The 12,797-nt window shown below is 68.8% G+C and carries 17 protein-coding genes and 1 tRNA gene; 9 read left to right on the top strand and 9 right to left on the bottom strand.

The annotated features are described in order from the left end of the window. Together AB3X43_RS02690 and AB3X43_RS02685 are read left to right on the top strand one after the other, a co-directional pair. Nucleotides 1-205: hypothetical protein (locus AB3X43_RS02690; RefSeq protein WP_369428344.1), on the top strand; the 205-nt coding region annotated here is incomplete at its 5' end. A 24-nt stretch (nt 206-229) separates the two neighbouring features. Then, nucleotides 230-970 (top strand): sulfurtransferase, encoded by a 741-nt coding sequence (locus AB3X43_RS02685; RefSeq protein ID WP_369428343.1) that lies wholly within the window; start codon nt 230-232, stop codon nt 968-970. On the opposite strand, the gene AB3X43_RS02680 is transcribed toward AB3X43_RS02685, so the two are convergent. Both AB3X43_RS02680 and AB3X43_RS02675 read right to left on the bottom strand, forming a co-directional pair. Further along, nucleotides 954-1,685: a DUF599 domain-containing protein gene (locus AB3X43_RS02680; protein ID WP_369428342.1), complete on the bottom strand. Its 732-nt coding sequence runs from the start codon at nt 1,683-1,685 to the stop codon at nt 954-956. The genes AB3X43_RS02685 and AB3X43_RS02680 overlap by 17 nt on opposite strands. Before the next feature lie 36 nt (nt 1,686-1,721). Then, nucleotides 1,722-2,432, bottom strand: a complete 711-nt coding sequence (locus tag AB3X43_RS02675; protein WP_369428346.1) for a pirin family protein — start codon at nt 2,430-2,432, stop codon at nt 1,722-1,724. Nucleotides 2,433-2,549: 117 nt separating this feature from the next. On the opposite strand from AB3X43_RS02675, the gene AB3X43_RS02670 reads away from it, so the two are divergent. The 3 genes from AB3X43_RS02670 (at nt 2,550) to AB3X43_RS02660 (ending at nt 4,873) form a co-directional block, all read left to right on the top strand. Further along, a complete protein-coding gene (locus AB3X43_RS02670) occupies nt 2,550-3,518 on the top strand; it encodes a LysR substrate-binding domain-containing protein (protein WP_369428345.1) in 969 nt (322 codons plus the stop codon). A 74-nt stretch (nt 3,519-3,592) separates the two neighbouring features. Further along, entirely contained in the window at nt 3,593-4,438 is an 846-nt protein-coding gene (gene gluQRS / locus AB3X43_RS02665) for a tRNA glutamyl-Q(34) synthetase GluQRS (protein ID WP_473965047.1), read from the top strand. A 78-nt stretch (nt 4,439-4,516) separates the two neighbouring features. Further along, nucleotides 4,517-4,873 carry an FKBP-type peptidyl-prolyl cis-trans isomerase gene (locus AB3X43_RS02660; RefSeq protein ID WP_369428340.1) on the top strand — a complete coding sequence of 119 codons (357 nt, stop codon included), beginning with the start codon at nt 4,517-4,519 and terminating at the stop codon, nt 4,871-4,873. A gap of 47 nt (nt 4,874-4,920) precedes the next feature. On the opposite strand, the gene AB3X43_RS02655 is transcribed toward AB3X43_RS02660, so the two are convergent. The 4 genes from AB3X43_RS02655 to AB3X43_RS02640 form a co-directional block, all read right to left on the bottom strand. Next, a tRNA-Ser gene (locus AB3X43_RS02655) sits at nt 4,921-5,008 on the bottom strand. Between the two features lie 61 nt (nt 5,009-5,069). Next, nucleotides 5,070-6,374 carry a serine--tRNA ligase gene (gene serS / locus AB3X43_RS02650; RefSeq protein ID WP_369428339.1) on the bottom strand — a complete coding sequence of 435 codons (1,305 nt, stop codon included), beginning with the start codon at nt 6,372-6,374 and terminating at the stop codon, nt 5,070-5,072. Nucleotides 6,375-6,395: 21 nt separating this feature from the next. Then, nucleotides 6,396-7,403, bottom strand: coding sequence for a 4-hydroxy-3-methylbut-2-enyl diphosphate reductase (gene ispH, locus AB3X43_RS02645; protein WP_369428338.1), 1,008 nt, complete (start codon nt 7,401-7,403; stop codon nt 6,396-6,398). Continuing rightward, the gene (locus AB3X43_RS02640; protein WP_369428337.1) at nt 7,403-7,855 is read right to left on the bottom strand and encodes an FKBP-type peptidyl-prolyl cis-trans isomerase; all 453 of its coding nucleotides are present in this window, start codon (nt 7,853-7,855) and stop codon (nt 7,403-7,405) included. The genes ispH and AB3X43_RS02640 overlap by 1 nt, the downstream gene beginning before the upstream one ends. 100 nt (nt 7,856-7,955) lie before the next feature. Between AB3X43_RS02640 and radC the strand changes: the two genes are divergently transcribed. Continuing rightward, complete coding sequence (gene radC / locus AB3X43_RS02635; protein ID WP_369428336.1) at nt 7,956-8,624, top strand: RadC family protein; 669 nt, start codon at nt 7,956-7,958, stop codon at nt 8,622-8,624. Next, complete coding sequence (locus tag AB3X43_RS02630; RefSeq protein WP_369428335.1) at nt 8,621-9,280, top strand: Smr/MutS family protein; 660 nt, start codon at nt 8,621-8,623, stop codon at nt 9,278-9,280. Before radC ends, AB3X43_RS02630 begins: the two co-directional genes overlap by 4 nt. Before the next feature lie 12 nt (nt 9,281-9,292). Here the strand turns inward: AB3X43_RS02630 and AB3X43_RS02625 are convergent, their stop codons facing one another. Genes AB3X43_RS02625 through AB3X43_RS02615 form a run of 3 tightly spaced genes read right to left on the bottom strand, consistent with a single transcriptional unit; the run spans nt 9,293 to nt 11,267 of the window. Next, the gene (locus AB3X43_RS02625) at nt 9,293-9,691 is read right to left on the bottom strand and encodes a group II truncated hemoglobin (protein ID WP_369428334.1); all 399 of its coding nucleotides are present in this window, start codon (nt 9,689-9,691) and stop codon (nt 9,293-9,295) included. After that, complete coding sequence (locus AB3X43_RS02620) at nt 9,688-10,479, bottom strand: P-loop NTPase (RefSeq protein WP_369428333.1); 792 nt, start codon at nt 10,477-10,479, stop codon at nt 9,688-9,690. Before AB3X43_RS02620 ends, AB3X43_RS02625 begins: the two co-directional genes overlap by 4 nt. Then, entirely contained in the window at nt 10,476-11,267 is a 792-nt protein-coding gene (locus AB3X43_RS02615) for a GGDEF domain-containing protein (RefSeq protein ID WP_369428332.1), read from the bottom strand. The genes AB3X43_RS02620 and AB3X43_RS02615 overlap by 4 nt, the downstream gene beginning before the upstream one ends. Before the next feature lie 188 nt (nt 11,268-11,455). On the opposite strand from AB3X43_RS02615, the gene cheD reads away from it, so the two are divergent. Then, on the top strand, nt 11,456-12,136 hold the full coding sequence (gene cheD, locus AB3X43_RS02610) for a chemoreceptor glutamine deamidase CheD (protein WP_369428331.1): 681 nt from the start codon (nt 11,456-11,458) through the stop codon (nt 12,134-12,136). Further along, nucleotides 12,133-12,797, top strand: a 665-nt coding sequence (locus AB3X43_RS02605; RefSeq protein ID WP_369428330.1) for a response regulator, incomplete at its 3' end; no start/stop codon positions are given. The genes cheD and AB3X43_RS02605, both read left to right, overlap by 4 nt.

Below are 12,797 nucleotides of genomic sequence, written 5' to 3'. Positions count from 1 at the left end.
GCTGGCTGCCAGGCGCGGCCTACCGCTGATGGATGCCGCTGCCCAGATTCCGGGTGGGCGGCGCCACTTCGCGGACTTCGTCCACTTCACCGACGAGGGGGCACGCCAGATGAGTGATCTGGCGGCAGCAGTGATCCTGCAGCGTGGCGATGGGCCGGACCTGCCGCTGTCGGATCGGCAACTGCGCTCCGACAAAGGATGGTGAGGCGGTGTTTCTACAATCGGGGCTGTGAACACCCCCATCCTCAACATCTCCACCTACAAGTTCGTCACGCTGGCCGACCCCGAGGCCTTGCGCGCCCAGTTGCAGGGCAACGCCGCGGCGAACCACCTCAAAGGCACGATCCTGCTGGCGTCGGAGGGGCTCAACCTCTTCCTGGCCGGCCCGGCCGATGGCGTGCGCGCGTTCGTCGACTACCTGCGTGCCGATCCGCGCTTCGCCGACCTGGCACCCAAGGAAAGCTGGAGTGCGGCCACGCCCTTCCTGCGCCTGAAGGTCAAGGTCAAGCGCGAGATCATCCGCATGAACCACCCCAGCATCCGCCCCGAGGCGCGTCGTGCGCCGAGTGTCGCGCCCGCGGTGCTGGCGCGCTGGCTGGCGCAGGGCCATGACGACGACGGTCGCCCGGTCGTCACACTGGACACGCGCAACGCATTCGAAGTCGACCACGGCACCTTCGTCGGTGCGATCGATTGGCGCATCGGCAAGTTCAGCGAATTTCCGCAGGCCGTGCTGGACCACCGCGACGATCTGGCCGGCAAGACCATCGTGAGTTTCTGCACCGGCGGCATCCGCTGCGAGAAGGCCGCCATCTACCTGCAGGACATCGGACTGGACCACGTCTACCAGCTCGAAGGCGGCATCCTGAAGTACTTCGAGGAAACCGATGGCGCCCCAGGCTGGCAGGGCGGCTGCTTTGTCTTCGACGAGCGCGAGGCGCTCGGCGCGCAGCTCACGCCGGTTCGTTGACCGGCTCGTTCAGCAGCGCCACCACATCGGAGTGGAACTCCCGCCGATAGAGCACGCCGATCACCCCCACCGTGCCGACCATGAAGGCCAGCGGCGACAGGAACCACAGCACCGCCGCGAAGCTCAGGTACACCGCGCGCAGCCCGTCGTTGAAGGTCTCGGCCGCCAGGGCCAGCACCCGGCCGGCGCGGTCGGCGTAGCGGCGGCGGAAGTCGGGGTCGGTGGTGCTGTCGAAGTCCTTCGATGACGGCGCCGCACCGATCAGCAGCGCGCCGAAGCTGTACTGCCGCATCGACCAGGTGAAGCGGAAAAAGGCATGCACGAAGATGCCCGTCAGCACCAGCAGCTTCAGGTCGAGCACCAGGGTCGAGGTGGGCGTCGCAAAGGGCAGGTCGTGCACCATCTCGGCCGTCTTCTCGGCTGCGCCGATCGCAGCCATCAGGCCACCGATGATGAAGATGGTGGTGGACGCGAAGAAGCTCGGGCTCGATGCCATGCTCTGCGACACCGCCGCATCGACGATGCGGTTGTCGCGGAAGGTGGCCTCCAGCATCCACTCGCCGCGGATGCGGTTGGTGCTCGCCAGCACCGACGGGCGGCGCTGGGCGCGTGCCTTCGAGAACCGGACATAGCCGATCCACCCCGCAAAGAAGGTGCCGAGCGCCAGCCAGTCGGCCAGCGGCAGCACCCGGATCAGTCGCAGCAGGAAGTCCATGGGCGCGACTGTAGCGTGCCCGAGGTGTCTGCCGGATCAGGATTCAAGGTCGAAGACCAGCACTTCCGCGTCGTCGCCCTGGCCGATCACCAGACCCGCCTCCTGCGCGAGCAGCAGTGCATCGCCCGCCGCCAGCGCGTGGCCGTTGACCGTGAGCCGACCGCGGGCGAGGTGGACATAGGCCTTGCGTGCCGGGTCGAGTGCCAGCGTCGCCGATGCATCGCCGGTGAAGCGGCCGGCCCACAGGCGGGCGTTGGCGTTGATCTGCATCGTTGCCTGTGCAGCGTCGGCGGCGCCGACCGGCGCCGCCACCAGATGCAGGCGACCGCGCTTGTCGGCTTCGGCGATGACCTGCTGGTCGTAGCTCGGCGGCAGGTCACGCGCCGACGGCAGCAGCCAGATCTGCAGCAGGTGGGTCTGTCCGCCGCTGTGGTTGAACTCGCTGTGGCGCACGCCAGTGCCGGCGCTCATGCGCTGGACCTCGCCGGTGCGGATGGTCGCGCCGTTGCCCATGCTGTCCTGGTGCTCCAGTTCGCCGGCGAGCAGGTAGGTGACGATCTCCATGTCGCGGTGGCCGTGCATGCCGAAGCCGGTGTGCGCGGCGATGCGGTCGTCGTTGATCACGCGCAGGTTGCCCCAGCCCATGTGGGCGGGGTCGAAGTAGTCGGCAAACGAGAAACTGTGGAAGCTGTCGAGCCAGCCATGCTGGGCGTGGCCGCGTTCGATGGACTTGCGCAGGGTGATCATGGTGGGGCCTTTCGTCTGGGTGTCCATGATGCGCGTCGGGGGCTTGTCCGGAACAGAGCCACTGTGATGGCATCATTCAAAAGACTTGAATCCGAGCGCCTGCGCGCCTTGCCGCCGATGACCGACCGCCGCCACGCCCTGACCCCCGAAGCACTGGAGATGATGGACACCATCGCCCGCACCGGCAGCTTCGCCGCTGCGGCACGCGAGCTGGGCAAGGTGCCTTCGGCGCTGACCTACAGCGTGCGGCAGCTGGAGGAGGCGCTGGACGTGCTGCTGTTCGACCGCAGCTCGCGCCAGGCGCAGTTGACGGCCGCCGGTGCCGAATTGCTGCACGAGGGCCGCCGCTTGCTCGCGCAGATGGACGCCGTGGCCAACCGCGTGCAGCGTGTGGCCACCGGCTGGGAAACGACGCTGGCGATCGCGGTGGACAACCTCGTGGCGCCGCGGGCGATCTTCGACCTGATCGAAGCCTTCTACGCGCTGCGCTGCACCGAGTCGCCCGACGCCGGACCGCTCCCCACACGGCTGCGTCTGCGCAACGAGGTGATGGCTGGCACGCTGGAGGCGCTGACCTCCGGGCAGGTCGATCTGGCCATCGGCCTCGCCGGCGCGAACAGCCTGCCCCAGGGCATGCAGAGTGCCGCGCTCGGCACACTGGACATGCTGCTGGCCGTCGCGCCGCACCACCCGCTGGCGGCGTTGCCCGAGCCGCTGTCGATGCGCACCGTCGCGCAGCACCGCATCGTCGCGCTGGCCGACACCGCACAGCGCCTGGACCGCCGCACCTACGGCATCCAGCCCGGACAGGACGTGCTGACCGTGCCCTCGCTGGTGGCCAAGCTGGAAGCACAGATCCGCGGCCTGGGCTGCGGCCGGCTGCCCGAGCCGCTGCTGCGCGCGCATGTCGCGGCGGGACGGCTGGTCGTCAAGCACACCGAAGACCCGGTGTCCCGGGTCGAGCTGCACTACGCCTGGCGCGGCGGTCCCGGCATGGGCCGCGCACTGTCCTGGTGGCTGCAGCAACTGGAAAGCCCCGTCACCCGCCAGGCGCTGCTGGAGCAGCACGCCGGCCTGATCCTGTGAGCGCCGGGCCTGGCGCGGGCGGCTACGTTGGCCGCTTCGCCCCATCGCCGACCGGGCCGCTGCACGCCGGCTCGATGGCCGCTGCGCTGGCCTCGTGGCTCGACGCGCGGGCCCATGGCGGGCGCTGGCTGGTGCGCATCGAGGACGTGGACACGCCGCGCTGCGTGCCCGGCGCGGACACCGAGATCCTGCGCCAGCTCGCTGCCTGCGGGTTGCATCCGGACGAACCGCCGGTCTGGCAGTCGCGCCGCGGCGATCTCTATGCCCGCGCGCTGGATACGCTGCACGCGGCCGGCCTCGCGTACGGCTGCCGCTGCACGCGGCGCGAGATCGCGCTGGCGCTGGCCGCCGCAGGCCACGACCGCACCCGCCACGGCGAGCTGGTCTACCCTGGCACCTGCCGCCCCGGTGGGGTGGTGCGGTCGGGGCCATGGGCTGGTGCACGCGCAGTGCGGTTGCTGACCGTGCAGCCCGGCGGTGCCGACGTCTGCATCGACTGGGCCGACGGGCGACTCGGTCCGCAGCACCAGAACGTCACCAGGGAGGTCGGTGACTTCGTGCTGCGCCGCGCAGACGGGCTGTGGGCCTACCAGCTCGCGGTCGTGGTCGATGACGCGGCGCAGGGCATCACCCACGTCGTGCGCGGTGAGGATCTGGCCGACAACACGCCCCGACAGGTCTGGCTGCAGCGCTGCCTGGGCCTGCCGACACCGCGTCATCACCACACGCCGCTGGTGCTGGATGGGCACGGCGAGAAGCTCTCCAAGCAGACCGGTGCCACAGCCATCGACACAGATCGGCCATTGGTGGTGCTGCAGGCAGCAGCGCAGGCGCTGGACTTGGTGGTACCTTGGCGCGTTGAGATAAATCAATTCCTGTCCGAAGCGGTGTCACGCTGGACCGTTCGGTGTCAAGTGTGACAACGGGTGGGCGGACGCCCAAACTGGTGGCATGATCGCGCCCGTTTCCGTTGTTCCTACCCTCGCAAAGGTTTCCACATGATTTCAACCCCCTCGGGTCTGCAGTACGAAGACACGGTCGTCGGCACTGGTGACACCGCCGCCGCAGGCCGCCAGGTCAGCGTCCACTACACCGGCTGGTTGCACGATGCCGCCGCGCCGGATGGCCGTGGTCGCAAGTTCGACTCCAGCAAGGACCGCGGTCAGCCGTTCCGCTTTGCGCTCGGCGCGGGCATGGTCATTGGCGGCTGGGATGAAGGCGTGCAAGGCATGCAGGTCGGCGGGACCCGTGTGCTGCTGATTCCGCCGAACCTGGGCTATGGCGCGCGTGGCGCGGGTGGCGTGATTCCGCCGAATGCGACGCTGGTGTTCGAGGTGGATTTCCTCGGGTATTGATGGTGTAAAAGCAAAAACGCCCGCTTGTGGCGGGCGTTTTGCTTTTTTGGCGGAAGGGGAGGGATTCGAACCCTCGGTACGTTTCCGTACGCTTGATTTCGAGTCAAGTACAATCGACCACTCTGCCACCCTTCCTGTAAGGGGCTGCCTGGGTCAATTCAGGCAAGACCGCAAGTATAGCGAACTTTCTGCAAGTTCAGCAAGCGGGCAGCAGCAACTCGACGCCACCCATGTACGGCCGCAACGCAGCCGGCACCGTGATGCTGCCGTCGGCGTTCTGGTAGTTCTCCAGCACGGCCACCAGCGTGCGCCCCACCGCCAGCCCCGAGCCATTCAGCGTGTGGACGAACTCGTTCTTGCCCTGTGCGTTCTTGAAGCGCGTCTGCATGCGCCGCGCCTGGAAGGCCTCGCAGTTCGAGCACGAGCTGATCTCGCGGAACGTGCCCTGCGCCGGTACCCAGACTTCGAGGTCGAACGTCTTGGCCGCACCGAACCCCATGTCGCCGGTCGACAGCAGCAGCACGCGGTAGGGCAGCCCCAGCTTCTGCAGGATCGCCTCGGCGTGGCCAACCATCTCCGCAAGGGCACCTGCGCTGTGCTCGGGGTGGACGATCTGCACCATCTCGACCTTGTCGAACTGGTGCTGGCGGATCAGGCCGCGCGTGTCGCGCCCGGCCGAGCCGGCTTCCGAGCGGAAACACGGGCTGTGTGCGGTGAGCTTGATCGGGAGCTGGTCGATCGCCAGCACCGTCTCGGCCACCGCATTGGTCAGCGTGACCTCCGAGGTCGGGATCAGGTACCACTTGCTGCCCGCGGCATCGCCGTCACCCGAAGTGACGTGGAACAGGTCCTGCTCGAACTTGGGCAGCTGGCCGGTGCCCTGCAGCGCCTTGGCCTGCACGAGGTAGGGCGTGTAGCACTCGGTGTAGCCGTGCTCGGTCGTCTGCACGTCGAGCATGAACTGGGCGAGCGCGCGGTGCAGCCGGGCGGCAGCACCTTGCATGAAGGTGAAGCGCGAGCCCGAGAGCTTGGCGCCCGTCTCGAAATCCAGCCCCAGCGCTGCGCCCAGATCGACGTGGTCCTTCACCGGGAAGTCGAACGTGCGCGGCGTGCCCCAGCGGCGGACCTCGACGTTGGCGTGTTCGTCCGCACCGACCGGCACGTCGGCGGCGGGCAGGTTCGGCACGTGCAGCAGCATCGCGTCCAGTGCGGCCTGGATCTGCGTCAGCCGGTCGGCGCCGGCCTTCATCTCGTCGCCGATGCCGCCGACCTCGGCCATCACGGGCGCAGTGTCCTGGCCCTTGGACTTGAGCGCGCCGATCTGCTTGCTGAGCTGGTTGCGGCGCGACTGCAGCTCTTCGGTGTGGATCTGCAGGGTCTTGCGTTCGGCTTCCAGCGCGCGGAAGGCGTCGGCGTCGAGGAAGGCTTGCGGGTTCTTGCGCGTGGCCAGGCGGGCGAGGACGCCGTCCAGATCGCGGCGCAGCAGGGTGATGTCCAGCATGGAAGTCTCGTGTTGCAGTGTTCAGTGGGGGCGCGGCGCGGCGGTCACGCCGGCTTCGGCCATCGCCTTGTCGCCCAGGCCCTTGGGCAGCGGGAATTCGATGTGCTCCTCGACGCCGGGCATCTTGCGCACGCTCAGTGCGCCAAGCTCCTTCAGCCGCGCGATGACCGCATCGACCAGCAGCTCGGGCGCGGAGGCGCCCGCGGTCAGGCCCACGCGCGGGCGGCCCTCGAACCACGCGGCCTGGATCTCGTCGGCGCTGTCCACCATGTAGGACGCCGTGCTCAGGCGCTCGGCGACCTCGCGCAGGCGGTTGCTGTTGGAGCTGGTCGGGCTGCCGACGACGATGACGATGTCCACCTCGCCGGACAGCACCTTGACGGCGTCCTGGCGGTTCTGGGTGGCATAGCAGATGTCCTGCTTCTTCGGCTCGCGCACCTGCGGGAAGCGCTGCTTGACGGCGCGCAGGATCTCGGCGGCGTCGTCCACGCTCAGCGTCGTCTGCGTGACGACGGCGATGCGGCTTTCGTCGGGCACCTGCACGCCGGCGACATCGGCCACGTCCTCGACGAGGTGGATGCCCTCGGTGAGCTGGCCCATCGTGCCTTCGACTTCCGGGTGGCCCTTGTGGCCGATCATGATGAAGTCGTAGCCCTCGCGGCGCAGCTTGGCGACCTCGACATGGACCTTGGTGACTAGCGGACAGGTCGCGTCGAACACCTCGAAGCCGCGCTCGCGGGCCTCGGCGCGCACGGCCTGGCTGACGCCGTGGGCGCTGAACACCAGCGTCGCGCCGGGCGGCACGTCGGAGAGCTCCTCGATGAAGATGGCGCCCTTGGCCTTCAGGTCGTTGACGACGTAGGTGTTGTGGACGATCTCGTGGCGCACGTAGATGGGGGCACCAAATCTCGCCAGCGCACGCTCGACGATCTCGATGGCGCGGTCCACGCCGGCGCAGAAGCCGCGCGGCTGCGCGAGCACGACTTCCTCGACATGGCCTTGCAGGGATTCCTGGCGGATCGCGCTCATCACAGCACTCCGATCAGTTGCACTTCGAAGGTCAACGGCTGGCCTGCCAGCGGGTGGTTGAAGTCGAACACGGCCCAGTCCTCGGACGCCGGGCCGAGTTCGCGCAGCACGCCGGCGAAGGAGCCGCGGCCGTCCGGCGTCGGGAACTGCACCACGTCGCCGACGCTGTACTGCTCGTGTGGGTCGCCCATCTCGCGCAGGACGGCGAGCTTGAGCTTCTGCACCATGTCCGGGCTGCGCGGGCCGAAGGCTTCGCCGGGCGCCAGCGCGATGGTCGTGCGTGTGCCTTCTTCCAGACCGAGCAGGCGGGACTCGATGGCCGGCGCGAGTTCACCCGCGCCGAGCGAGAGCGTCGCGGGCTTGTCGTTGAAGGTGTTGACGATGTCGCCGCCGTCGGGGCCGGCGAGGCGGTAATGCAGGGTCAGGAATGAACCCGGTTGGACCTGAGGCACGGCGGTGATCCTGTTGGGGGAGTGGAGGGTGGAAATGGGGGATACGGGGGCAGGGAGCGGTCAGTTCTGGGTAGACTGGCCCCGATTTTAGGTGCCGCCGATGAAAGACCTTCCTGCTGCGATGCGTCCCCGCGAAAAGCTGCTCGCCCAAGGCCCGTCCGCGCTGGCCGACGCCGAGCTGCTGGCGCTGCTGCTGCGCACCGGCATCCAGGGCACCGGCGTGCTGCAGATGGCTGCGCAGGTGCTGGCAAGGTTCGGGGGGCTCGGGGGTCTGCTGCGGGCCGAGGGCGATGCGCTGAAGGCTGTGAAGGGGCTCGGGCCGGCCAAGCGCGCCGAGCTGCAGGCGGTGCTGGAGCTGGCGCGGCGGGCACTGTCGATGGAGCTGGCGCAGCGGCCGGTGTTCGATTCGCCCCAGTCGGTGCGCGACTACCTGAAGCTGCAGCTCGGCGAGCTGGGGTACGAGGTGTTCGCCGTGCTCTTCCTCGATGCGCAGCACCGGCTGATCGCCTACGAGCCGATGTTCCGCGGCACGCTGACGCAGACCAGCGTCTATCCGCGGGAAGTCCTCAAGCGCGCGCTGGCGCTGAACGCGGCCGCCGTGATCCTGGCGCACAACCATCCTTCCGGCGTTGCCGAGCCGTCGCGCGCCGACGAGTTCTTGACGCAGAGCCTGAAGTCGGCGCTGGCGATGGTCGATGTGCGCGTGCTCGACCACATGGTCGTCGGGCGCGGGCCGGTGGTGTCGTTCGCGGAGCGGGGGCTGCTGTGAAGGCGCATTCGCTGTCGGCGCTGGCTGCCATCCACCGTGCGCTGCGCGAACAGCGCCAGCAGGCCGAGGAAGCGGCTGCTCGCTGCGCCGCCGTGGAAGCGGCCCGGCGGCGCGAGCACGAGCTGTTCGCCCGCACGGTCGGTGCCGTCACGCCGCTGCGGTCCTCGAATCTGGCCGACATCGCCCGCCCGCGCCCGCAGCCCCTGCCGTTCCAGCGGGCGCTCGACGAGGCCGAGGTGCTGCGCGTGTCGCTGTCGGACGACTTCGACGCGGCTTCGCTGATGGAAACCGACGACCAGCTGTCCTACCGCCAGTCCGGCATCGGCGACGATGTGCTCAAGCACCTGCGTCTGGGTCGCTGGTCGCTGCAGGGCCAGATCGACCTGCACGGCCTGAACCGCGATGCGGCGCGCGAGGCGCTGGCGCTGTTCCTGAACGACGCGGGCAAGCGTGGCTGGCGCTGCGTGCGCATCGTGCATGGCAAGGGGCTGGGCTCGCCCGGGCGGCAGCCGGTGCTCAAGGGCAAGGTGCGCGGCTGGCTGGTGCAGCGCCAGGAGGTGCTGGCGTTCACGCAGGCGCGCGGGCCGGACGGTGGGGCGGGGGCGCTGATCGTGCTGCTGGCGTCGGCGCGGCGGCCGGACGGGCGGCTGCGCTGACGGCGGAGCCGGTCAGCGGTTGCGCATCCAGTCGGCGGTGCCGAAGAAGCTCTCGGTCAGTCGTTCGACCAGCACCGGGTCGAGTGCCAACTCGGTCATCGCCTGGTGCATGCAGGCGACCCACTGGTCCCGCTCCTGCACCCCGATCGAGAACGGCATGTGGCGCATGCGCAGCCGCGGGTGGCCGAAGCGCTCGATGTAGTGGTTCGGGCCGCCCAGCCAGCCGCTGAGGAACCAGTAGAGCTTGTCGCGGGCGTCGTCGAGCGTGGTGCCATGGGCGGCGCGCAGTGCACGGTAGCCGGGTTCCAGGTCCATCAGGTCGTAGAAGCGGTTGACGAGTTCGCGCACGCGGGCGTCGCCGCCGACCCAGGCATAGGGCGTCACGGGCTGGTCGGAGGTCTCGGGGTTCATGGTCCGGACTGTAGCCCAGCCGCCGAAGTCGCCGTGATCAGCCGGCCGGCGATCGCGCGGATGTCGCGGGCCGCGTCCGAACCCGGATAGGCGAGCATCAGCAATTGGCGCTTCTGCACGGACTGGCGCACGGATGAATCCAGCGCGATGTCGCCCAGCGGCTGCAGCTCGATCGACGCGCCGTCCGGCAACTGCACGAAGCGGTGGACCACCGCCTGCAACTGCGTGGCGACGTGGCGGCCCTCGCCCGTGCGCTGGGTCTGGTTGACCACCAGCATGGTCGAGGTGCGGGACTGCTGCATCGCAAGCACCTTGATCGTGGCGTAAGCGTCGGCCAGCGCGGTGGGCTCGGGCGTGGCGATGACCAGCACTTCATCGGCGAGCGAGACGGCGTAGAGCACGATGTCCGAGATGCCGGCACCGGTGTCGATCAGCACCCGGTCGTAGCGGGGGCGCACGGTGTCGAGCAGCAACGCAAGTTGCTCGCGCACCTGGGCCGTGAGCCGCGAGTATTCGATCAGACCAGAGCCGGCCAGCATCACCTGGAAACCGCCGGGGGCATCGATCACGGCCTGGTCGAGCGGGGCCTTGCCGGTGAAGACGTCATGCAGCGTGGTGCGCGGGTGCAGGTTGAGCACCACGTCGAGGTTGGCCAGGCCGAGGTCGGCGTCGATGACGAGCACCTTCTCGCCGAGGCGGGCCAGTGCCGCTGCCAGATTGGCACTGAGCATGGTCTTGCCGACACCACCCTTGCCGCTGGTGATGGCCAGGATGTGGGCGTTGCTCATGGGGTGGCATCCATCGACGAATCCATCGCCGAGTCCATGGCGTCCGGCACGAAGGCCGACACGGCGCTGAAGAGCATGTCCCGCTCCTCGTTGCTCACCTCGGAGCGTGGCTGCGACTCCAGGCGGATGCAGTTGCGGCCGGCGGCCTTGGCCCGGTAGAGCTGCTGGTCGGCCCGCTCCATCCACAGATGCGACGACGAGCGCACCCACTGCGGCGCGAATGCACCGCCGACACTCACCGAGACCGTGATGTGCTGGTCCGGTGCGGCAACGACGACCGTGGATTCGATGGCCTGCCGCACCCGGTCGGCCACCGTCTGTCCGAAGCTGGCAGGGCAGTTGGGCAGTACGGCGCCGAATTCCTCGCCGCCCAGCCGCGCGACCGTGTCCATCGGGCGCACGCAATCCTGCAGCGCCTTCCCGATGTGGCGGATCACGACATCGCCCGCGGCGTGTCCATAGGTGTCGTTGACGCGCTTGAAGTGGTCGATGTCGAGCAGCAGCAGCAGCGCGGACTCGCCGGTGCGTGCCACGCGGTCGATCTCGCTGTCCAGGCTGGCCTCGAACTGGCGTCGGTTGAACAGCCCCGTCAGCGGGTCGCGGCTGGACAGTGTGCACAGGCCGTCGATCAGCGCCTGCATCCAGGCGGGCGAGCCAGGATCCAGCCTCGCCATCCAGTCGTGCTGGCCCGCGCGTTCCAGCAACTGCAGCGCCAGTCCGACCTGCAGCGTGTGTCCACCGACCGTGATCACGGTCGTGTCTCGCACGAGAGGGGACGGCTGGCGCATGGGTAGTGCGGGTATTCCGGAAGAAAGAATGAAAAAGACATTCGAAAGGGACGCATTTGCAGTCTACGGCATGACCCCCGCGACTTGAGGGGAAGATGGCTGGTGTTTGGCGGGCTTCTCCGCGTGCGGGTGTGGGCGTGTGACCAGCACAGTGATCTGAATTGCACAGCGAGCTGTCCTTGTCCCAATTGCCCACTCTTCCGGCTGCCGAAACCGTCCGTGCCGAACCCGCCCTGGCCAGGGTTGTGCCTGGGCGCATCGAGCGGCTGCGCGCGTTGCCGCGGGTCGATGGGCAGGCGAACTTTTTCTACCGCGAGGTGGTCTTCAACGCCGACGCCGTCCGCATCATGCCGGGCGAGTTTTTCGTGCATGGCGAGGACATCGTCATCACCACCACGCTGGGGTCGTGCATCGCCGCCTGTCTGTGGGACCGGCAGGCGCAGATCGGTGGCATGAACCACTTCATGCTGCCCGGTGGATCTGGCTCGGCGCCCGATGCGGGCCGCTACGGCATCGAGGCCATGGAACGCCTCATCAACGCGCTGCTGCGGCAGGGGGCGACCCGCCGCACGATGGAGGCCAAGCTGTTCGGCGGAGCCGCGATGATCCCGGGGCCCGGCTCGCTGAATGTCGGCGAGCGCAACACCCGGTTCGCGCTCGACTACCTGCGCGACCACGAGATCACGCTGATCTCGAAGGACGTGCTCGGCAGCAGTCCGCGCAAGGTCTGCTTCTTTCCACGCACCGGGCGTGTGATGGTGCGCCGATTGCCCCCCACCCAGCACAACCTGGTGCTGGCGCTGGAGCGCGAGGTCCGGCGCAAGGTCGGTGGCGGCGCCATGACCACCTTGTTCGCCGAGCTGCCGTGAGGTCCCCCGCCTGTTCGTTCTGGGCCACCGTGGCGAGCACGCCCATCCGTGTGCTCGTGGTCGACGATTCCGCGGCAGCCCGGGCCATGATCTGCGCCGTGCTGGCGCGCCACACCGACCTGGTCTGCGTCGGAGAGGCCGCTGACGCGCTGCAGGCCCGCGAGATGATCCGCGGGCTTGATCCGGATGTGGTCACGCTCGACATGGTCATGCCGGGCATGGATGGCCTGGACTTCCTGGAGCGGCTCATGCGGCTGCGGCCGACCCCGGTGGTGATGATCGCGTCGGCCACTCGCCAGCACCAGACGACCGTGCTGCGCGCCACGGCGCTCGGTGCGGTGGCCTTCATCGAAAAGCCGCTGCCCGGTGCACAGGGCACCCTCGACGCCTTCGAGGGGGCCGTGGTCGCCCGCCTGCGTGAAGCAGCGCGGCCTCGCCTGTCGATTCGCCGTGGCGCCTGCACGAGCGAGACGGCGGCGGGGCCTGCGTCGACCGCTGGTCGTCTCATCGCCATCGGCGCTTCGACGGGCGGCACCGAAGCGACACCGCGTCTGCTCGCCCGCCTGTCACCGGCGGTGCCGCCGGTGCTGATCGTGCAGCACATGCCGGCCGGCTTCTCGGCCCGCTACGCGATCCGCCTGAACGGACTCGGCCCGTTGGC

The organism is Sphaerotilus sp. (genome assembly GCF_041083715.1).
GTDB lineage: Bacteria > Pseudomonadota > Gammaproteobacteria > Burkholderiales > Burkholderiaceae_C > Sphaerotilus.
Note: the sequence above shows the minus strand (reverse complement) of the source record. Positions and strands in the feature narration are given on the sequence as shown.

Coding starts and splice junctions, on each gene's coding strand:
- AB3X43_RS02670 (WP_369428345.1), top strand. CDS start 2,550: ATGACCGACCGCCGCCACGCCCTGACCCCCGAAGCACTGGAGATGATG.
- AB3X43_RS02675 (WP_369428346.1), bottom strand. CDS start 2,432: ATGATCACCCTGCGCAAGTCCATCGAACGCGGCCACGCCCAGCATGGC.
- ispH (WP_369428338.1), bottom strand. CDS start 7,403: ATGAGCGCGATCCGCCAGGAATCCCTGCAAGGCCATGTCGAGGAAGTC.
- serS (WP_369428339.1), bottom strand. CDS start 6,374: ATGCTGGACATCACCCTGCTGCGCCGCGATCTGGACGGCGTCCTCGCC.
- AB3X43_RS02620 (WP_369428333.1), bottom strand. CDS start 10,479: ATGAGCAACGCCCACATCCTGGCCATCACCAGCGGCAAGGGTGGTGTC.
- AB3X43_RS02625 (WP_369428334.1), bottom strand. CDS start 9,691: ATGAACCCCGAGACCTCCGACCAGCCCGTGACGCCCTATGCCTGGGTC.
- AB3X43_RS02615 (WP_369428332.1), bottom strand. CDS start 11,267: ATGCGCCAGCCGTCCCCTCTCGTGCGAGACACGACCGTGATCACGGTC.
- AB3X43_RS02660 (WP_369428340.1), top strand. CDS start 4,517: ATGATTTCAACCCCCTCGGGTCTGCAGTACGAAGACACGGTCGTCGGC.
- AB3X43_RS02680 (WP_369428342.1), bottom strand. CDS start 1,685: ATGGACTTCCTGCTGCGACTGATCCGGGTGCTGCCGCTGGCCGACTGG.
- gluQRS (WP_473965047.1), top strand. CDS start 3,593: ATGGCCGCTGCGCTGGCCTCGTGGCTCGACGCGCGGGCCCATGGCGGG.
- radC (WP_369428336.1), top strand. CDS start 7,956: ATGAAAGACCTTCCTGCTGCGATGCGTCCCCGCGAAAAGCTGCTCGCC.